Origin of the sequence: Wolinella succinogenes DSM 1740, from assembly GCF_000196135.1 — a bacterium.
Classification (GTDB): Bacteria; Campylobacterota; Campylobacteria; order Campylobacterales; family Helicobacteraceae; genus Wolinella; species Wolinella succinogenes.
In genome coordinates this window covers 381,402-399,663 of record NC_005090.1, presented here as the reverse complement: position 1 = coordinate 399,663, position 18,262 = coordinate 381,402, and the positions used below count along the sequence as shown (strand labels likewise).

Here is an 18,262-nt window from a genome sequence, read left to right as displayed (position 1 = left end):
AAAGCATGAAAAAAATCGAAGCCATCATCAAGCCTTTCAAGCTTGATGATGTAAAAAACGCACTCACAGAGCTAGGAGTGACAGGAATGACCGTCACTGAAGTCAAAGGATATGGCCGCCAACAAGGCCACACAGAGCTCTATCGAGGGGCAGAGTATGTGGTGGATTTCATCCCTAAGATCAAAATCGAGATTGTCGTAGGGGATGGCGAGGCCGACAAAATCGTCGATACAATTGTCGCCACCGCCAAAACAGGCAAAATCGGTGATGGAAAAATCTTCGTCACGGATGTCTCTAAAGTGGTTCGTGTCCGAACAGGCGAAACTGACGAAGAGGCGATCTAAGCCCAAAGATAGGCCAAAAGGGTCAAGCTCACGGTCGAGAGAATGGTCTCGGCCGTGATGATTTTTGACATAAGCCCCGTATCCCCTCCAAACTGCCTCACTAAAATATAACTCGAAGAAGCGGTCGGAAGCGCGAAGAGCAGGACAAAAATCCAAAGCAGTGTCGCCTCAAACCCAAGCCCCACACCCACTCCATACGCCACACAGGGAAGAATCAAAAGCTTAAAACCTCCAAACGCCACCAAGGGAGTCGTGGGAGCCAAAAGCCCTTTGATACTAAGCGCCGTCCCCACAGAGAGTAGCCCCAAAGGAAGAGCCGATCGCCCTAAAATCGTCAAAAAAGAGAGTAGAAAATCGGGCAAAGCCAACTCGCCATAACGAAAAAGAAGCCCTAGTAAACAGGCGATGATGAGGGGATTTTTGGCAATATCCTTAAGAATCTTCATCCCCCTTACCTCTTTTTGCGAAGAGCAGAGGGTGAGCACCACCACGCAAAGAGTGTTGATCAACGGAACCATAAAAGAGATGATAATAGAGGCGTAAAACATCCCCTCATCTCCAAAAAGTGCCATCACCATGGAGATACCAATAAAGGTATTGAATCGAATTCCCCCTTGGTAATAGGCCATATAATCCCTATCCTCCACTTTAAGGGCGCGTTTCAAAAGCCACAACCCCCCACTCCCCAAAAAGAGGGTCGCCCCCACAGCCAAGACAATCAAACCCAATCCCTCTAAACTCTCTCCTGGCTTAGAGATTCCCACAAAAAGAAGCGCGGGAAAGAGCACATAGTAGGTGAGTCTATCCGCCCCCACCCAGAAGGCTGCCTCCAAAAATTTCGCCCGTGCGAGGGCATACCCTGTCAAAATCAACAAAAATATAGGCAAAATTGCCAACACAGCCTGCAAAGCTCCCTCCTGTCACACTTTATAAAAAAGCCAAACGATTCCTGCCCCAAAGAGCCAAAATGCCTCTTCTCTAAAGCCTGCCCCAAGGAGAAAGAAGGCTCCAAGTAGCGAGAGGATTCCTGGCAAAACTCCTCGAATATATCCCTTTAGCCTCCAAGCGAGTGCCTCTGCGTCCCCCTGTGCAATCCTCACCCTCAGTTCGCCTTCATCCGCCTTGGCAAGAATATTTTTAAGATGTTTGAGGCTCATGGGGAGTGATTTTGCCTCACTCCATATCCCCTCCAACAACCCCTCTCTCATCCCTAAAGCGCGAGAGAGATTCTTCTGCAAAATCGGTAGAATGTCCTTGATTCCATTAAAATTCTCAATATAACGCGTCCCAAGCCCTTCAATGATCGCACTCACCCTCAAGATATAGATCGCCTCTTGAGGGAGCTTAAAAGGCATATCGCGCATACTCTCTAGCACCTCAAAAGCAAGCTTTTGCATACTAGCCGAATCCAAAGAAGTGTTGTCAAAAATCGCAAACATCCGCGAGGCAAACTCCTCCATCTCGCCACTTGGCGCCTCTTGGGCGATGATTCCAAGCTTTTTACACGCCAGGATATAGTGCTCAAAGTCACGCTCATGCGCCGCTTTCACCAGTTCAATGATGGCAATTCGCGTTGGAGTGGAGATCTTTTTAACCATCCCAAAGTCCAAAAAGATGAGATTCCCTGAAGCGTCCACAAGAAGATTTCCAGGGTGTGGATCCGCATGAAAAAGCCCCGTAACGAGCATCTGTTCCACATAAAACTCCACTAACTTCTCCATGAGAGAGCCAAAATCAACTCCAAGAGTAAGCAACCCCTCTTTATCATCAAAGCGCACTCCCTCATGGAAGCTCATCACTAGCGCCTCACTCGTGCAATAATCCGCAAAGGGGAGAGGAAAGAGCACTCCACTCTCCCGATAAACCTCCCAAAAGAGCTCAAGATGGTAGCGCTCTTGGGCGAGATTAACCTCTTTAAGAATCATGGAAGAGAATTCCAAAAGCACCGATTCCACGGAGTGTTTTGTATAGGGAGAGAAGAGCGGACGAAAGAGGAGGTTGAAAAAGGTGATAATACAAATATCCGCCTGCACCCTAGCGCCAATTCCCTCGCGTAGCAACTTCACCGCGACCTCTTCTCCACTTTTGAGTCTAGCGCGGTGCACCTGACCGATGGAAGCGCTCGCTAGAGGCTTGGAGGCAAACTCCAAAAAAGGATCACTCTCTCCAAAGGAGCGCTCAAAGACGCGACTAAAGGCTTCATGGTCCATAGGGGGAATATCATCATGAAGCGTTCTTAAGGGCTCCAGATAGGATTCATCAAAAAAATCAGATCGGGTGGCCAACACCTGAGCCAACTTGATAAAACTCGCTCCAAGATCAAGAATCACACCATGGAGAGCCCTTGGAGAAAGAGGCGTGATCCAAAGAAAGGAATCGCGCTTTTTGATGAGCAAAAAGATGGTCGCCAAAAAGCGAAACACCTTCCAAACACGCCATGGCGAATAGAGACGCAAAAAACCCATGAATTAGGATTTAAGGCTCTTTTTTAGCTCCTCCAAGTCCTCTTTAGTGGCAACCCCCAGCTCATCAAGAGCCTCTTTGACCATCTTTTTGACCTCTTCTTTGGTTTTAACCTCTTCGCTCTCTCCTTTTTGACGAGCCTTTTCTAGGAGGCCTTTCATCTCTTCACGTGAGATTTTCCCTTTCTCTACAAGCTTTTCAAGCTCCTCTTCGACCTTCTCCTTGGCAAGATAGAAGGCTCCAATTCCCGTGGCTAAAATATCTTTGATCTCCATCATCCACTCCTTCTTTGTAGGTTTGTATCCTATCGATTATATCTCAAAAGAACCCCACTAACCCTCTTGCTTTCTCCTAGGCTCCCAAAGGGCTAGAATCGCCGTCACAACAGGAATCACAAGCAATAAAATCGTATAAAAGAGCGACACCTTCTCCTCCTTGGATAAGTTTGGTTATGATTTCCTTAGCAATTTATAGTCCAAAATCCAAGGAACCCCATGAGACGCGATGAATTCGCCTCCTATGACCCAAACCTTCTTCAAGAAATACTACAGCGATGCGACTATGGCACTCTTGCCCTTTTTGATTCAAAACCCTACGCCCTCCCGATCAATTTCGCCTCCCATGGCGAGAAGATCGTCTTTCATGGCGCCAAGGCAGGACGTAAGTTTGAGATTCTCTCCCAGCGTCCTCTTGTCGCTTTGAGCGTAGTTTTACCCTACGCCTTCATCCCTTCGCACTTTAGCGGCACCTCTCTAGCCTGCCCCGCTACCCAATTTTTCATCTCCGCTCACTTAAGCGGCGAGGTGGAACTTGTCCGTGATTCTGATCTTGCGTGCGTCTTCTTGGAATCGCTCATGCAGAAGATGCAAAAAGAGGGAGGTTATGAGCCCATCACTCCCCAAAATACGCGCTACACTCACATGCTAGAGAAGACAGCCACTTTTGCGCTCACACCCAAAGAGTGGTCTATCAAGGTGAAACTAGGACAAAATCGCCCCCTAGAGGCAAGAGAAAAGCTTATTGCAATGCTCTTAGAGAGAGGCGAACCTTTAGATATTTTCACCCTAGAGGCGCTGAAGAGCTTGGCGTAGGCTCTAAATCCTTGAGACGCTCGATTCTTGAAAGCTCAGGAAAGAGCCTCATCCACCAAAGAGCGACAAGAATCGTTCCCACACCCCCAAGCACGACCGAGGGGACAACCCCAAGAAGTGCAGCGGCCATACCCGATTCAAACTCTCCTAGCTGATTGGAGGCGCCAATAAACATCGAATTGACCGCGCTCACCCTCCCCCTCATCTCATCGGGCGTGGAGAGCTGCACAAGCGAAGAGCGAATCACCACGCTCACCACATCTGATCCCCCTAGCACGACTAGCATCCCCATGGAGAGCCAAAAATGAGTCGAGAGGGCAAAGCCAATGGTTGCCAGCCCAAAAATCATCACCGCGCGGAACATCTTGCGCCCCACCCCTCCTTGCAAAGGAAACCTTGCCAAATAGAGCGACACCAAAAGCGCCCCAATCGCTGGAGCCGCACGCAAAAGCCCAAGTCCCACCGTATCTGTCTCTAAAATATCTTTAGCATAAACAGGAAGCATCGCCGTTGCCCCACCCAAAAGCACGGCAAAGAGGTCGAGCGAGATCGCCCCCATCATCGCTGGACGACTGCGAATAAAAGCGATTCCTGCAAGAAGCGATTCTTTGCTCATCTTCTGCCTAGAGGCAATCTCATGGGTTCTTCTCACTCCCACCACAAGAAGACTCGCCACGACCATAAGAGCGCTCACCGTGCCATAAACACTCTGGGCTCCCCACACATAGAGCACCCCTCCAAGAGCAGGTCCAATAATGACCGCGCTCTGCGTGCATGAGGCCATCCACGCCACCGCCTTGGGGAAAAACTCTTTAGAGACAAGATTGGGGAGGAGCGCTTGAATACTCGGTCCCTCAAACGCCCTCACGCTAGAGAGAAGAAGGAGAATCCCCAAAATGTGATAAAGGTCAAGCCATCCACCAAGACTTCCCCATGCCAGGAGCAAAACCCCCATGGCTTGAAGCGCTTGAGCGAGCGCGACGATAACCCGCCGGTCATACCAGTCCGCCACCTGCCCCACCAAAAGGGTGAGCAAAAACATAGGCAAAAATTGGGCTAGTCCAACTAAGCCTAGATCAAACACTTCTCCTGTGAGTGAATAGACCTGCCAGCCCACCGCCACAGAAAGCATCTGATAGCAAAACATACTAAGCGCTCTAGCGCTAAGAATCCTCCAAAAATCAAGCTTCTCTCTCAAAGAATCTTCCCGAGGCACTTCAACCCCTCCCTAACTCTCGCCCTAGAGGTGCCAAAGTTGAATCGAAAATGGGAGGTCTCCCTCCCGTGAGTGAAAAACTTCCCTGGACTAAGCGCCAATCTCGCCTCTAAGAAGAGGGCTTTGAGCTCTTCATGACTGAGATTGAGTCCGCCAAAATCAATCCAATAGAGATAGGTGCCCTGAGGTGCAACTCCTTTAAGCTTAGGATGGGTGGCGATGAAACCTTCAAGAAGGGAGCGATTGGCCTTGAGATACTCTAAAAGCCCCAAAAGCCACTCCTCGCCCTCTTGATAGAGTGCCTCCATCACAGCCAATCCAATCGCATTAGGTCGAGCGATATGGACGATTCTCGCCCTCTTTTCAAAGCGCTCCCTAAGGAGTTTAGAGGGAATCACGGCGTAAGAGATGTTGAGCCCCGGCACATTGAAACTTTTAGTGGGGGCGCTAATAAGAATCGTCCGCTCTCTCGCCTCTTCTATCGCCAATAGAGGCGTATGGCGCTCATAGACAAGATCGAAGTGAATCTCATCAGAAACCAAAAGCACCTCATAGCGTGCGCAAAGTCTCACAAGATCCCCAAGCTCTTCATGGCGCCAAACACGCCCTGTGGGATTTTGAGGGGAGCAGAAGAGGAGCATCTTGGGGTGCTCTTTTAAAAAAAGATTCTCCAAGTGTTCCAAGTCCATCCCATAGCCCGATTCGCTAAGTCGCAGGGGATTATCAAGAATCTGCCGACCTGAACCTTGGATGATGGAGAAAAAGGGCCCATAGACAGGAGATTGCAAGACAATCTTATCGCCTTTTTGCGTGAACTCCTCTATCGCCACATACATGGAGGTGACCACCCCGCTCGTGGGAATCACCGCCTCGCTCTCTACCTCCACTCCAAAGCGTCTCTGAAACCACCCCGCCACGCTCTCCTTAACCGAAGGGCTCAAATGGGGATAACCCAGCACCTCACGACTTTTTTGGGCGATCAGCTTAGGGATAAAAGAGGGGGGAAGAAAATCCATGTCCGCCACCCAAAAAGCAAGCAGATCGCTTCGACCAAACTCCGCCTCCATTCCATCAAACTTGAGCGAATCGCTTCCTTGGCGCTTGGGGCAATAGGCCTTAAAGCGTGCACCCTGGTAAATTTGACTCATCTTAGAGATTCTCCTCTCTCATTTTGGCGCCATTATACTTCCAGTCCCCTTGATTGTAGGGAGGACTGAGGGTGAAATATTAGTTTTTCTTCTTATGATTCTCATAAAACTACTCTTGATTTGTTACTCTTCTCCTCACTTTAGGGTGAAACTCCTCGAAGGCTTTTTTGAAAAAATTATTTGACAAGGGCTTTTGGATACCATTCGCCAGCTTGAGATTCTTCTTAACTCTGCAAAAGAACACAAGGAGCCTATTTTGTCATCTTGCTGCACCACTTCCCTTAAGGAAGAGAGTCGAGCCCATTGGCTCAAACGATCGGTTAAAAGTCTCGCGTTTTGGGTGGTGATCGGTATCTTGCTGGGGATTGTACTGGGGGTTGTCAGTCCTGAGTTGGGTATCCAATCTAAAATCGGAATTGATTGGTTCATTCAAGCGCTTAAATGGTTGATTGGACCTATCATTTTTCTCACCATTATCTCTGGAATCGTCGGCCTAGAAAACCTCCGAGAGGTCGGTTCTATCGGTCTTAAGGCCTTCATCTATTTTGAGATCGTGAGCACTATCGCCCTAGCCATTGGAATCATCTTTGGAAATCTCCTAGAGCCTGGCGTGGGGATGAACCTCTCTGTGGAAATGATGGACGCGGGGAGCGTCGAGAAGTTCGCCAATGCCGCCACCCAAGATGTCGGCTCCTTTAAGGCGATTCTCATCGGGGCAATCCCCCCTGATCCCCTCACTCCTTTTCTCAAAGCCAACACCCTCCAAGTGCTATTCATGGCGCTCTGCACCGCTTTTATCATCTCTTTTATGGGGAACAAATACAAAAGCCGCGTGCTTCGCCCCATCGAGATTGCACAGAACTTCTTTTTTAAGATTCTCACCGTCCTTATGCTCTTTAGCCCCGTGGCGGCCTTTAGCGCGATGGCATTTTTGATTGGGAAATTTGGCTTTAGCTCGCTGGTGAACATGGCATGGCTCCTTGGAGTCATGGCGATCACCTGCCTCTTTTTTATTTTTGTTGTCTTGGGGGCAATCTGCTACTTTGCCAAGGTGAACATCTTTAAATTCATGCGCTTTATCGGCAAAGAGGTCTTGGTGGTCTTTGCCACCTCCTCGAGCGAAACCGCGCTTGCTCCGCTCATGCGCAAGCTTGAAGCCGCAGGAATCACGCGAGGAACCGTGGGGCTTGTCATTCCGACAGGCTACTCTTTCAATCTCGACTGCACCAACATCTATCTTGCGCTTAGTGTCATCTTTCTCTCCCAAGCCTTCAACATTCCCTTGACCTTGGAGCAAGAGCTCAGCATTCTTGTGATTTTGATGATCACCAGCAAAGGGGCAGTCGGCGTCACAGGCTCAGGCTTTATTGTGCTCGCAGGAACGCTCTCTGCTCTTCATGGGGCGATCCCTGTGGCGTGTGTGGCGGTGTTGCTTGGTGTGGATAAGTTCATGAGTGAGATGCGTGCCTGCGGGAATCTCTGCGGGAATGCTGTGGCGTGTCTCATTGTAGCGATTTGGGATAAACAAATCGATCGAGAGAAGTTCGACTATGCGATGAATCATCCCGAAGAGTTCGCCCACCACTAGAGACAAAAGGCAAAGCATGGAGGAGCGATTTTATCAATTTTTGCGCGGGCACCATGTTTTGCACTTGGCCACCTTGGGTGAACAAGGGCTTTGGTGCGCACCCCTCTTTTATGCTTTAGATGAGGAGCGAATCGAGTTTGTCGTGGCGAGTGATCCCAAAACACGCCACACCCAAGGAGCGCTTCAAGAGCCAAGAATCGCCGGCTCTGTGGCTTTGGAGACAAAAAGCGTGGGGCTTATCCAAGGATTGCAGTTTGAGGGAATTTGGAAGAGTGAAGATCCCAAGGCACGCGAGCTCTATTTCAAGACCTTTCCCCTAGCTCGCGCTCTCTTTCCCGTGCTTTGGCGAATCGAGATTCTTCATGCCAAGCTCACCGATAACCGCCTAGGCTTTGGCAAAAAGTTAGAGTTTTTTAGAGAAAATCACTCTCTTTAGGGCTTCTGAAAGAGGCAGTAGCGACCCCTTCCTTCTATTTTTGCCTGATACATTGCCGCATCTGCCTCCATGATCAGCGCATCAAGATCCCTCTCATTCCCACGATAAAAGCTCACACCAATAGAAACATTCACCCTAATTTCTTCTCCTTGAATCTCAAAAGGTTCGCTAAAGAGCGCCAAAAGCTCATCAAGCCGCCCCTGGCAAGCCTCCAAAGAGCCGATATGAGGCCACAAAAAGATAAACTCATCGCCCCCTTGCCTAGAGAGCATATCCCCACCCCTCATGTGCTTTCCAAGACGCTCCACCACCGCCAAAAGCAAAAGATCACCGACTTTATGCCCAAAGGTGTCATTCACCTCCTTGAAGCGATCCAAATCCAAAAAGCCCACCAAGATTCCCTCGCCCTCGTGGCGCTGATCATTCACCAAAGCACTGAAATACTCAAAAAGTCTCGTCCGATTGGGGAGCCTAGTGAGCGGGTCAAAAAAGGCGAGCGATTCCAACGCCTCCTCTCGCTTTCTTTTATGCACAAAACTAACCCAAGAGGTGATCAAAAGAGCCAAAGCAAGCCCCATTAGCCCTTCAAAAAGAGGCTCGACCCAATCGCTCCAACGCTTGGCTGGAAATATCTCCAAGCTCCATGTTGCCCCAGGAAGAAGCAGACGATTCTCTACACCCCTAGAAAGATTCGCTCCCTCTTTGGAGCCCGCTAGCTCTCGCTCCTCACCTGAAAAAGGGTCGATTTTAGAGAGTCGATAGAGGGCTTGATTGCTTTTGAGAGCCTCTAACTTCACCGTTTCAAGCACCTCAGGGAATCGAATCACCACAATCACAAAACCCCAAAAGCGTGACTCCTCATGAATCGCATCCAAAAAAATGGGGAGCCGCCCAATCACCCCTACACCTCCTTGGCGCAATCTAAATGGGCCTGCCAATATTAGCTCTCCACTCTCTCTAGCCGCCAAAGCCTCTTTGGCTCTAGTGGGATCACCAAAAAGGTCATGCCCTAACGCCTCTTCATTCCCTTGCAAAGGAGCCACTTGGGTGACTACCCCCATGGGAGCCAATTGAAATGACATGACACAGGGGTAGTAGGCGAGCATCTCTCCCGCCATCGCCTCAAATCCCTCTATCGCACCTTTTTGGGCTTTGAGCCATGCGGCAAAAGAGTAGGTGGCGGAGAGCGATTGATGCAGATTATCCTTGATGTGCTCTCCGTAGGTGATGGAGAGGTTGGTGAGCCAAAGACGCTCTCGCTCTAGTCTAAACTGGTGGTGAAAGTAAACAACCGCTATCGCCAAAAGCGAAAGCACCAAAAAGAGCCCCTTGGTGCTCCAGCGTTTACGAATGTCCTCTAACATCGATTCTTCCCCCACGAATCAACGGAGCCACGCTCCTTTTAAATTATTTCGTGGGATTTTATCTTAAAAAACAAATCTTTTTATAAATAAAAGATTCTTATAAGAAAATCTCTTGGATGAATCAAAAAGAGAGGGGGGTGATCTCCATGTCGCACCAATCGAATCGATAGAGAATTCCTTCATGCGCCTGCGCTCTACCCAAAAGAGAGATCATCGCCAAATAGCTCATCATCGCCGCGCATCCTGAGGCGACAAAAGAGAGATTCCCCTCCCTCTTCTCCGCCCCAAAACTATCCTCAGCATAAAGTTTCTCTAGGGGCACATTGAGTCCGTACTGCATCCCCAAGCCTCCGATGGCTCCATGCACAAGCGGCTTCTGGTAAGCCACGGCGATTTTTTGGAGATAGCGCCTAGAGGCACTATTATCCAGCGCATCCACCAGCAGATCGACCTCTTTAAAGCGTGTCTCTTCGATCTCTTCAAGCCCCACCTCTAAAGGCGTAAGCTTGGCTTCTGGATTGATCACCTCTAGCGCAAATGCGGCACATTGGGCTTTGTTTTGATGGAGGGTTTGAGTGTTAGAGAACCTTTGGCGATTGAGATTGTGAATGGCAAACTCATCTGGATCGACCAGATCCAGCTTCCCCACCCCCAAACGGGTGAGATTCTCAGCGACATAGCCGCCCAGCCCTCCGCACCCGATGATCATCACCCTGCACTCGCCTAGGTGTGCCTGATCCTCCAAGGAGAGCGTGGCGTGGTTGCGAAGATAGCGCTCGTTTAACCCACTCATCCGCCACCCACCTTAGGAAAGAGCCCAAGCACATCCCCCTCATGGAGAATCGTCTCCAAAGAGGCGTGGCGCCCATTGAGCACCATGATTCCGATGGGATAGAGATCGACCCTGATTCCAAGGCTCTCAATCACCTCTTGCACTGTGGTCTCTAGAGGAAACTCACGCACCTCCTCTTTGAAAAAACCTTCCCGATATTGAGCAAAAAGGCGGACAGTGATTCGCATGATTAAAAGTTCCAGAGGCTATCAAGCTCTTCATCGGTGAAATCCCAGACCACATTGTGAGGTGGCAGGGGCTCTTTGAAAAACTCAGGCAATCGATCATGCGCCCTATTCAATCCTGCGCGCTCGTTGAAATTTCGCTCAAGTTTGAGCACCTTCTTGCCATATTCGACCAATCCATCCATTCCAAGGGTCGCCCCTGTTTTGGCTTCGATCATCTGCACCAAAGCAGGCATCGCTTTGGGGTCAGAGAGCATAGGGAAGGCGGTGAAGATGCACATTCCCGTGCTATCCACAGCGGCGGTGGCGATTTGGAGATTGCGGCTAAGCTCGATTTGCCCCTCTTTTTTGAGAGGATCAAGCGTCCCTCCGCTTCCAAGGATATTCACTGCAACGGCGTATCCTGCGGTGTGATCGGCTCCCATCGTAGTGGTGGCGTAGGTGATTCCTTGACCTTTGATGGCTCTTGGATCATAGGCAGGGATGGATTGTCCTTTGACCACAGGCACCCTAGAGAGGCCATAACATCGTCCAAGGTTGGCCGCACCTGAGCCTAGGATTCGACCCAAAGGAGTAGCGTTGTTGATCTCCTCAAGCAACTCAACGACTCGCTTTCCATCTCCATACTCAAGGATTCCCGCATCCACGGCAACCCCAAAGGTCACTCCCGTTTCAATGGCATCTAGTCCATAATCATCCAAAATCGAATCGATTTGGGCAATCACATCTAGATCATTGATGCCCGTATGGGCGCCATACGCCCAAATCATCTCATACTCAAAGCCCGAAGTCTGATACTCGCCCTCAGGGGTGTTATAGACTTGAGAGCATTGAATAATACAGCCCGCGTGACATCCGTGAGTGGTCTTTCCGCCTCTGGCTTTGATATTCTCCGCCATGGTCTCGCCTGAGATGTTCTCGGCAAACTCAAAACGACCCGATCGGAAGTTTCGCGTGGGGAGAGCACCCGCTTCGTTGATGATATTCACAAGGACATTGGTCCCAAAGGCGGGTAAGCCCTTGCCGCTCACATCATCCTCTTTGAGAGAGGTGGCAAACACCTTCGCTGCCTCGCGGAATCGCGCCTCATCGACATAATTCACCTCATTGGTGCTACCCTGATCAACCGTGACGCATTTTAGACCCTTAGAGCCCATCACTGCACCCATTGCACCTCGCCCCATGCTTCTTAGCTTGCCATCGGGATCTTTGACGGAGATGTTGGACACTAGCATTCGATTCTCTCCTGCTCTTCCGATGGTGAGCACGGAGACCTTGCGTCCGTAGAGTTCGAGCATCTTCTCGGTCACATAGCGATTGTTCTTCCCAAGAATCTCTTTGGCATCAATAAACTCTACATTATCTTTAGTGATATGCAATCGATAAAATTGACCCTCAGGCGCCGCTCCTTCAATAATTAGCGCTTTGATTCCAAGCTTGGCAAAGGCTTGAGCGCTTGTCCCGCCGACATTGCTCTCTTTGATTCCATTGGTGAGAGGGCTTTTAGCGCCCACAGAGGTGCGTCCTGAGTTGGCCGCTGTAGTTCCAGAGAGGGAGCCCGGGGCAAAAACCAGCTTATTGTTTGCTCCCAAGGGATGACAGAGGGGATCAACTTCAGCCGCTACAATCGCTGAAGTGAGTCCTCGACCCCCAAATTCTTGCCACTCTTTAGGGCACTCACTGATAGAAAAACTCTTTTCGCTCATGTTGACTCGGTAGATCATTTCAGCCATAAGGGACTCCTTGATGAGAGATTTTGCAAAAGGTTCACTCTCTATTCTCGTCCAAAACTCTTAAAGATTCCAACCCTTTTCGCGGAAAGTCGATAGGCGATTTTTACATATCACTTTTTGAAACAATTACATTTATGGAGCTTTTTGTATAGCCAGCCCCCTCGCGAGCGCTTCTTTAGCTTGGGAGGTGAATGTAGGCAGGCGGGGTGTTAATATGGTGCTCTAGACAATAGCGGAGTGCATTTTTGAAGTTGGGAGAGAGCGCTTCACACGCTAGCGCTTCGCTTAGGAGAGGCGCATCCTTGGAGACATCTTGGATCAGGCGATTGAGTGCGGCGATCGTGAGTCTCTCATGGGGTCTAGAGAGGAGCTTTAGGGTCTCGTTTTGACGAATCACTCCACCAGAGATCACCCGTGCATACCAGCCTGTGAGCCCCAAACGATAGATTTGAAGCGAAAGATCGCTTCGGTCATTATTGGCTGAGAGCTTCCAGCAGGGTTGGCGCGGTTGGGAGATTTCAATCTCCGCCTCACCCACCAAGAATCGATCCCCTGCACAAACGGATGACTCATTGAGCCCCTCGACAAGGAGATTTTCTCCCAGAAGGGCTTGATTCTCCACATCAAAGGTCAAACCCGTTTGGAGGGCAAGTTTTTGGTATGAATCGATAGAAAAGAGGAGAATGGCTTTATGGATTCCTCCATGATTTGCTCTATCGGCTTGCTCATCACCCCTTAATCCTTCGCTCTCTAAAAGCGCCTCTTGCACGGGAGTCTTGCCGATGGCTGAGGGCTCCCCCTCGACTCCCTTGGCTCTAAAGACACCATCGCGCTTTTTGCCCACGCGCAAGCCCAAAACTCTGCCTTCTAAACGAACCTCTGCCATCTTTATCTCCTCGCTCAAAAAGTTTTCTCCCCATCTTAGACAAAAAATCCTCAAATCTCACAGAGACTCAAAACCAAGAGCCCGACAAACTATTGCACCCCCTTGTGGGTCTCCTCTAGAATCTTCATGAAGCGCTCTGGAGCAATGTATCCCACATAAGCATCCAAGATGCTCTGATCTTTAGGTGAGAGAATCGCATTGGCGGGCACATAGGGGGCACGCAGATCAGGCGGCAGAGAAGAGTCTCGATTATTAAAGACTAGGTGAACATATCGCTTCTCAATCTCTTGGCGATACTTCGCCTCTTCAAAAATCTCTCTCTTCATCTTTTTGCAGTAGGGACAAGCCTCGCTCTCAATACTAACAAGCAAGAGTTTATTCTCTTTGAGCGCTCTTATGCTCCCTGACTCTAACGATTCGGCATGAAGCCAAACACTCCCTAACAAACAGCCCATCCAAAGGGATCGCCAAAAAAGCCGCATCTTTTCTCTCCTTCTTTATAGTCTATTTTCTACTAGCAGCTGGCGAACCATCGGATACCAAAGTGTCTCCCCGCGAAGAGCCAGTTGCTGCACCTCTTCGTAGTAGTAATCCGCCAAACCATAAATATGAAACTCATACGCCCCAAAGCCATATCCCATCGGTGTCACATCGATGCGAGAATACCAAGCGCCCTGCGCAGGAACATATCGCTCTGTATCTTGGGCATAGACCCAAAGAGTCATCTCCTCTTTATCTTTTTGACGATCCAACCACAAAAAGAGGCTCCCTACATCGGCAAAAAAATAGGTCTCTCCGTTGGGTTTGATCGCTTGAGCCGTGTTGTGAAGCTCCAAAATAGGAACCCTGTTCTCTGAACAAAAATACCTCTCAAGCACAATCTCCAAAGGCTCTTTTTGCATATTTCCGCGAACCACCCAGACGCTTTTCTCTTCGGGATTGGCTAAGAGAAACAACCCCAACACCCCCATTACAAGAATCGCTCCCCCCAAGATGCTCCTAATCATAGAAAAACCCCATTGATCAAATAGTATCGCACCACATAGGCTGTACAGACAAATCCCACGAAGGCGTGAGCAAGACTGGAGTACAAAAGCCACTCATCAAGCCGATGGCGTGTGAACTTCTCCACCAAAAAAGGGGTGATTCCAAAAAAGACTCCTCCAAAAAGCCCCATCCAGATTCCATACCCAACATAGTAATACTCTCTTTGAAGCATGCAATAGGGGCACTGATGATTGGGCATCTCATAGACATAAAGACCAAAAAAGTAGGTGATGGCGTAGTAGCCGATAAAAAGAAAGATAAGATTGCAAAAAAAGCTCGCCAAGCTATTTTTCAAACCATTGAGCAGAGTGATCAAAAACCAAAAAAGATAAAAGAGAATCACCAAAGAGGCCTGAGTGTATCCAAAAGGGAGCCTAGGTGCTTGAAAAAGCACTGAACAGCAAAAGACAGGCACGCTCAAAGGGATATTAGAGAAGTAGGTCAACTCCAGAGCAAACTCCCCCAAGATTCCGACAAAAAGCCCCAAAAAAAGCCAATATTTTCGCCTCAGATAGGGAAAGTTGGGCGCTAATAGATCAAGCTTGTTGATCGTGATCCAAAGCCCCAATCCAAAGATCAGAAGAATCTTTAAAAGTAGCAGAGGATTCCCATATCCATTGGCTCCAACCACTCCCGCTGAACACATCGCCCCAGGAACCACCCCCGAGAGAGAGCCAAGCGACTGCACATAAAAGAGGAAGAGGGTTATCTTCACTCCGACGGTGAAGTAGAGAATCGTATTGACAAGATAGTTCCTCTTCTCTAAACGATACTGCAAAGAGGTGGTTGCCTCAAAATCCCAATGACGCAGAATATAGAGGATGTTTCCGCAAGCTATCCCCATGAGCACCAAGATAATCGCCTCCACCAGCAAAAAGACCACGATTTCATGCGACAAAAAGATACTCATAAGAGAATCTCTCCATCCCTCATCATCAAAGAGCGATCCACCTCTCCCACCTCATCAAAAAGGGGGTCGTGCGTTGCAATGAGCACGCTCTTGCCCATTTGCTTGAAGCTTTTTAGAATCTCGACAAAGGCGAGACTGTTTTGAGCGTCTAGATTCGCCGTGGGCTCATCCGCTAAAATCATGGCAGGATTCATGACAATCGCTCTAGCAATCGCACAGCGTTGACGCTCGCCTCCGCTTAACTCTCCAACCTTTTGATGCTTTTTGTGATCAATGCACGCCACGCCAAGCGCCCAATGGATCCGCTCCTCTATCTCTGCGCCTCTTAGCTGAGTGAGACCAAGGGGCGCCATCACATTTTGATAGACCGTGAGTCCTGCCAAAAGATTGAAGGATTGAAAGATAAAGCCCACGCTTTTGTGGCGATAAGAAGAGCTCATGACATCAGGCAGCTTGGCAATATTATGCCCCTCCACCAAAATCTCCCCCTCTGTGGGCTTACTCAATCCTCCAATAAGCGAAAGAAGCGTGCTTTTTCCGCTTCCGCTCACACCTTTTAAAATCACCACTTCGCCTTTTTCAACCTCTAAATGAACCTTCTTTAGGGCAAAAAAAGCATTGGCTTTGCCCGCATGATACACCTTGCTCACGCCATTGACAACGATCTGCTTCATCTCACCGCCTCACTCATATCCGCAATCGCCACTTTCCACGAGGGCAAAATCACAAACGCCATGAAAGGAATCACGCTAAAGACAAAGAGCAAAAAGAGCAGATTGAGATCCACAATGGGCGTAAGCTCCACCCTATGACTCAACTCTGAACCCAAAAATATCAAACGCAAAAGCGGCGCTTGGGCAACAAAGACATAGACATAAGCGATCAAGACTCCCATTCCAAAGGCGCTAAGCGCCACCACTCCATTTTGGATGAACTTCATCGCGATGATCTCTCTGATCCCATATCCGATGCTTCGCAAAATCGCAATCTCTCTCTTTTTCTCGCCATAGACAAGACCGATCTGATTTTTGAGCAGAATCAAAAAGGAGACCATGCAAACCAGATAGAGAATCATGAAGATTCCCCCTTTGTAGTAAAAGAGGTGTTGATAGCCCGCCATTACATCCTCCTTGGGAGTGGCTTTGGCTGTGGGGAGGAGCTGATCAATCTTGAGGGCTATGTCGCCCACTTCATTAGGATTGGGGACGGTCACATAAAGCTTGGAATACTCCTCCAGCCCAAAACCAAGAATCGCCCTCGCATTGATAGGATGGACATAGATGGCGCTATTAGAGAGGAGGTGAGCGGAGGGAGAGTGCGTATTGATGATCTTAAGCGTGAACTTTCCTTTGGGAGTGAAGAAGTTAAACTCATCCTCATAGTGCTGCGCCCTCATTGCCTCTCTCACGCCTGCACCCACGCTCATCTGATTGATGGAAAGGCTAGGGTCACTTTTGATCTCAAACCAAATTCTCTGCTGGGCAAAATAGTATCGCCCCTCCACTACCCCCTCCACCGCGCTCACTCCCGCTAGCTCTGCCACCCCCTCTAAGTCCTCTTCGCTGAGCTTAAACGCTCTTCCTGCCAAGGTGTTTTCCACCACGATATCAGGTTGAAATTTCACCGATTCCACCAAATCGCTTTGGAGGGAATCAGAGATAAACAAAACCGCGCTCAAAAGAGTGACGATAAAAGTAAAGATAAGAAAGCTAAAGAGGTGGTCTGAGCGATCTTTGAAAAGCAGGATGATGGAGTATTCGATCAAATTTCTAGTTATCATAGACAAACTCTTTGTAGGATGCCCCCTTGAAACTCAAAGAGGGCTCAATGTGCCTCATCTTGGAGGCAATTTTTTCTAACTCTTGGCTCTTTTTGGCTCGATCAAATCCAAGATAGTGGAGCCAAATCACCCCATAGGCCAAACCAAAGAAGAGCGCCAAAAAACGGATAAACCTCACAATCCCTCCACGAGCTTCTCATCAATCTCTTCAAACTTCACCACGCGCCGGCCATTGTGATCTTTCATAAAAGAGAGCGCCTCGCTCTGCTTTTCAAAGGGGATCAGCTCCGCCCCCATGGGACCATAAACATTCGCCCCGACTACATAAAAAGCCTTTTTAGCCTCTATCTTTTTGAGCGTGTAGTAATCGCTGACATAGATTTTGTCAAAAGCCTTTTTCTGTAAAAAAATGAATTTCATCATATCTTTGACCCCATCAAAGAAAAAGCTCTTTTCGGGCGACTCAATCGTGGCTGCCCAATGGGGATACTTCGCCACAAACATTCCACATATGGGGCACTTTGCCTCTTTGGGGACATTGATCTTCTCTACGGCAGCGCTTGTAGGCTCTCCTTTGTGATCCCAAAGGTAGATCGCCACCATCTGATATTGACCCTCTGATTCCAAGCGACACGACTTTTGGAGTGCCACCTTGAGCTCAGCAATCGTGCTAAAGAGATTGGGGTTGATCGTCTCGCATCCATTCTTGTAGAGCTTCTCGCCCACTCCATAGACGCTCTGTTCACGCTTGCTTTTGATTCTCTCTTGATCCTCTTTCATCCTCTCTTTAGCCATGGCGTAGGCCTCTTTGAAGGAGACAATCTGACCCCCTCGCTCACCTTGAAACTCTTTGGCATCTGCCTCGCTCACGAACGCATATTGGCTCACCGCGCTCATCGTTCCAGGCGCGCTGCTCCCCACCACATAAAAGGCTTTGAGTGCATCGATAAACCCGAGGTTTTTGGTGTCCACCACCTTTACCCCCTCCACCTCTTCTCCGTCAAACTCCTCCACCAAGCAGTGCATAGAGCAATATTGACGATTTTGGTGGGCGTGATTGGTCTTGTGAAACTTCACCAAATCCATCCCGCAATTAGGGCAATATTGTTTCGCCTCTCCCTCTTGAATCAGGGTTGCTTTCTCCTTGGGCACGCTTTGGAACATCTCCGCCGACCATCCTAGACTCAAAAACAAAAAGCACAATCCTAAAATCTTCTTCAACATTCATAAATCCTTTCT

General features: G+C 49.0%; 21 protein-coding genes. 4 read left to right on the top strand and 17 right to left on the bottom strand.

Translation table 11 applies throughout. The features are described 5' to 3' along the window. The first annotated feature begins 5 nt into the window (after positions 1-5). The gene (locus WS_RS02015) at positions 6-344 is read left to right on the top strand and encodes a P-II family nitrogen regulator (protein WP_011138353.1); all 339 of its coding nucleotides are present in this window, start codon (positions 6-8) and stop codon (positions 342-344) included. On the opposite strand, the gene WS_RS02010 is transcribed toward WS_RS02015, so the two are convergent. The 3 genes from WS_RS02010 to WS_RS02000 are packed head-to-tail and all read right to left on the bottom strand — an operon-like array spanning position 341 to position 3,085. Then, positions 341-1,240 (bottom strand): AEC family transporter, encoded by a 900-nt coding sequence (locus WS_RS02010; protein WP_129545351.1) that lies wholly within the window; start codon positions 1,238-1,240, stop codon positions 341-343. The two genes, WS_RS02015 and WS_RS02010, sit on opposite strands and share 4 nt — an antisense overlap. A gap of 24 nt (positions 1,241-1,264) precedes the next feature. Continuing rightward, complete coding sequence (locus WS_RS02005) at positions 1,265-2,767, bottom strand: ABC1 kinase family protein (RefSeq protein WP_232013700.1); 1,503 nt, start codon at positions 2,765-2,767, stop codon at positions 1,265-1,267. A 45-nt stretch (positions 2,768-2,812) separates the two neighbouring features. Further along, on the bottom strand, positions 2,813-3,085 hold the full coding sequence (locus tag WS_RS02000; protein WP_011138350.1) for a hypothetical protein: 273 nt from the start codon (positions 3,083-3,085) through the stop codon (positions 2,813-2,815). Between the two features lie 216 nt (positions 3,086-3,301). Between WS_RS02000 and WS_RS01995 the strand changes: the two genes are divergently transcribed. Further along, complete coding sequence (locus WS_RS01995; protein ID WP_011138349.1) at positions 3,302-3,898, top strand: pyridoxamine 5'-phosphate oxidase family protein; 597 nt, start codon at positions 3,302-3,304, stop codon at positions 3,896-3,898. On the opposite strand, the gene WS_RS01990 is transcribed toward WS_RS01995, so the two are convergent. Both WS_RS01990 and WS_RS01985 read right to left on the bottom strand, forming a co-directional pair. Beyond that, positions 3,867-5,114 (bottom strand): MFS transporter, encoded by a 1,248-nt coding sequence (locus tag WS_RS01990; protein WP_011138348.1) that lies wholly within the window; start codon positions 5,112-5,114, stop codon positions 3,867-3,869. The genes WS_RS01995 and WS_RS01990 overlap by 32 nt on opposite strands. Further along, complete coding sequence (locus WS_RS01985) at positions 5,093-6,262, bottom strand: MalY/PatB family protein (protein WP_011138347.1); 1,170 nt, start codon at positions 6,260-6,262, stop codon at positions 5,093-5,095. The genes WS_RS01990 and WS_RS01985 overlap by 22 nt, the downstream gene beginning before the upstream one ends. A gap of 256 nt (positions 6,263-6,518) precedes the next feature. Here WS_RS01985 and WS_RS01980 point away from each other — a divergent pair, with 256 nt between their 5' ends. Next, a complete protein-coding gene (locus WS_RS01980) occupies positions 6,519-7,850 on the top strand; it encodes a cation:dicarboxylate symporter family transporter (RefSeq protein WP_011138346.1) in 1,332 nt (443 codons plus the stop codon). A 16-nt stretch (positions 7,851-7,866) separates the two neighbouring features. Continuing rightward, positions 7,867-8,286: a PNPOx family protein gene (locus tag WS_RS01975; RefSeq protein ID WP_011138345.1), complete on the top strand. Its 420-nt coding sequence runs from the start codon at positions 7,867-7,869 to the stop codon at positions 8,284-8,286. Here WS_RS01975 and WS_RS01970 read toward each other — a convergent pair. The 12 genes from WS_RS01970 to WS_RS01915 all read right to left on the bottom strand — a co-directional run bounded on the left by WS_RS01970 (position 8,283) and on the right by WS_RS01915 (position 18,247). Continuing rightward, positions 8,283-9,650, bottom strand: a complete 1,368-nt coding sequence (locus WS_RS01970; protein ID WP_011138344.1) for a sensor domain-containing diguanylate cyclase — start codon at positions 9,648-9,650, stop codon at positions 8,283-8,285. The two genes, WS_RS01975 and WS_RS01970, sit on opposite strands and share 4 nt — an antisense overlap. 121 nt (positions 9,651-9,771) lie before the next feature. Then, the gene (locus WS_RS01965) at positions 9,772-10,443 is read right to left on the bottom strand and encodes a HesA/MoeB/ThiF family protein (RefSeq protein ID WP_011138343.1); all 672 of its coding nucleotides are present in this window, start codon (positions 10,441-10,443) and stop codon (positions 9,772-9,774) included. Further along, positions 10,440-10,670: a MoaD/ThiS family protein gene (locus tag WS_RS01960; protein ID WP_011138342.1), complete on the bottom strand. Its 231-nt coding sequence runs from the start codon at positions 10,668-10,670 to the stop codon at positions 10,440-10,442. Before WS_RS01960 ends, WS_RS01965 begins: the two co-directional genes overlap by 4 nt. 2 nt (positions 10,671-10,672) lie before the next feature. Next, on the bottom strand, positions 10,673-12,400 hold the full coding sequence (locus WS_RS01955; protein ID WP_011138341.1) for an aldehyde ferredoxin oxidoreductase family protein: 1,728 nt from the start codon (positions 12,398-12,400) through the stop codon (positions 10,673-10,675). A gap of 175 nt (positions 12,401-12,575) precedes the next feature. Next, positions 12,576-13,286 (bottom strand): MOSC domain-containing protein, encoded by a 711-nt coding sequence (locus WS_RS01950; protein ID WP_011138340.1) that lies wholly within the window; start codon positions 13,284-13,286, stop codon positions 12,576-12,578. Positions 13,287-13,375: 89 nt separating this feature from the next. Next, entirely contained in the window at positions 13,376-13,768 is a 393-nt protein-coding gene (locus WS_RS01945) for a thioredoxin fold domain-containing protein (RefSeq protein ID WP_011138339.1), read from the bottom strand. Between the two features lie 15 nt (positions 13,769-13,783). Continuing rightward, positions 13,784-14,293: a hypothetical protein gene (locus WS_RS01940; RefSeq protein ID WP_011138338.1), complete on the bottom strand. Its 510-nt coding sequence runs from the start codon at positions 14,291-14,293 to the stop codon at positions 13,784-13,786. Further along, positions 14,290-15,243 carry a hypothetical protein gene (locus WS_RS01935; protein WP_011138337.1) on the bottom strand — a complete coding sequence of 318 codons (954 nt, stop codon included), beginning with the start codon at positions 15,241-15,243 and terminating at the stop codon, positions 14,290-14,292. Before WS_RS01935 ends, WS_RS01940 begins: the two co-directional genes overlap by 4 nt. Next, on the bottom strand, positions 15,240-15,917 hold the full coding sequence (locus WS_RS01930; RefSeq protein WP_011138336.1) for an ABC transporter ATP-binding protein: 678 nt from the start codon (positions 15,915-15,917) through the stop codon (positions 15,240-15,242). Before WS_RS01930 ends, WS_RS01935 begins: the two co-directional genes overlap by 4 nt. Further along, positions 15,914-17,023 carry an ABC transporter permease gene (locus WS_RS01925; protein WP_011138335.1) on the bottom strand — a complete coding sequence of 370 codons (1,110 nt, stop codon included), beginning with the start codon at positions 17,021-17,023 and terminating at the stop codon, positions 15,914-15,916. The genes WS_RS01930 and WS_RS01925 overlap by 4 nt, the downstream gene beginning before the upstream one ends. Then, positions 17,013-17,201, bottom strand: a complete 189-nt coding sequence (locus WS_RS01920) for a hypothetical protein (RefSeq protein WP_011138334.1) — start codon at positions 17,199-17,201, stop codon at positions 17,013-17,015. The genes WS_RS01925 and WS_RS01920 overlap by 11 nt, the downstream gene beginning before the upstream one ends. Further along, positions 17,198-18,247, bottom strand: a complete 1,050-nt coding sequence (locus WS_RS01915; RefSeq protein WP_041571694.1) for a nitrous oxide reductase accessory protein NosL — start codon at positions 18,245-18,247, stop codon at positions 17,198-17,200. Before WS_RS01915 ends, WS_RS01920 begins: the two co-directional genes overlap by 4 nt. Positions 18,248-18,262: the final 15 nt, after the last annotated feature.

Coding starts and splice junctions, on each gene's coding strand:
- WS_RS01955 (WP_011138341.1), bottom strand. CDS start 12,400: ATGGCTGAAATGATCTACCGAGTCAACATGAGCGAAAAGAGTTTTTCT.
- WS_RS01925 (WP_011138335.1), bottom strand. CDS start 17,023: ATGATAACTAGAAATTTGATCGAATACTCCATCATCCTGCTTTTCAAA.
- WS_RS01975 (WP_011138345.1), top strand. CDS start 7,867: ATGGAGGAGCGATTTTATCAATTTTTGCGCGGGCACCATGTTTTGCAC.
- WS_RS02000 (WP_011138350.1), bottom strand. CDS start 3,085: ATGATGGAGATCAAAGATATTTTAGCCACGGGAATTGGAGCCTTCTAT.
- WS_RS01960 (WP_011138342.1), bottom strand. CDS start 10,670: ATGCGAATCACTGTCCGCCTTTTTGCTCAATATCGGGAAGGTTTTTTC.
- WS_RS01940 (WP_011138338.1), bottom strand. CDS start 14,293: ATGATTAGGAGCATCTTGGGGGGAGCGATTCTTGTAATGGGGGTGTTG.
- WS_RS01965 (WP_011138343.1), bottom strand. CDS start 10,443: ATGAGTGGGTTAAACGAGCGCTATCTTCGCAACCACGCCACGCTCTCC.
- WS_RS01970 (WP_011138344.1), bottom strand. CDS start 9,650: ATGTTAGAGGACATTCGTAAACGCTGGAGCACCAAGGGGCTCTTTTTG.
- WS_RS02015 (WP_011138353.1), top strand. CDS start 6: ATGAAAAAAATCGAAGCCATCATCAAGCCTTTCAAGCTTGATGATGTA.
- WS_RS01985 (WP_011138347.1), bottom strand. CDS start 6,262: ATGAGTCAAATTTACCAGGGTGCACGCTTTAAGGCCTATTGCCCCAAG.
- WS_RS01945 (WP_011138339.1), bottom strand. CDS start 13,768: ATGCGGCTTTTTTGGCGATCCCTTTGGATGGGCTGTTTGTTAGGGAGT.
- WS_RS01915 (WP_041571694.1), bottom strand. CDS start 18,247: ATGTTGAAGAAGATTTTAGGATTGTGCTTTTTGTTTTTGAGTCTAGGA.
- WS_RS01930 (WP_011138336.1), bottom strand. CDS start 15,917: ATGAAGCAGATCGTTGTCAATGGCGTGAGCAAGGTGTATCATGCGGGC.
- WS_RS01950 (WP_011138340.1), bottom strand. CDS start 13,286: ATGGCAGAGGTTCGTTTAGAAGGCAGAGTTTTGGGCTTGCGCGTGGGC.
- WS_RS01935 (WP_011138337.1), bottom strand. CDS start 15,243: ATGAGTATCTTTTTGTCGCATGAAATCGTGGTCTTTTTGCTGGTGGAG.
- WS_RS01995 (WP_011138349.1), top strand. CDS start 3,302: ATGAGACGCGATGAATTCGCCTCCTATGACCCAAACCTTCTTCAAGAA.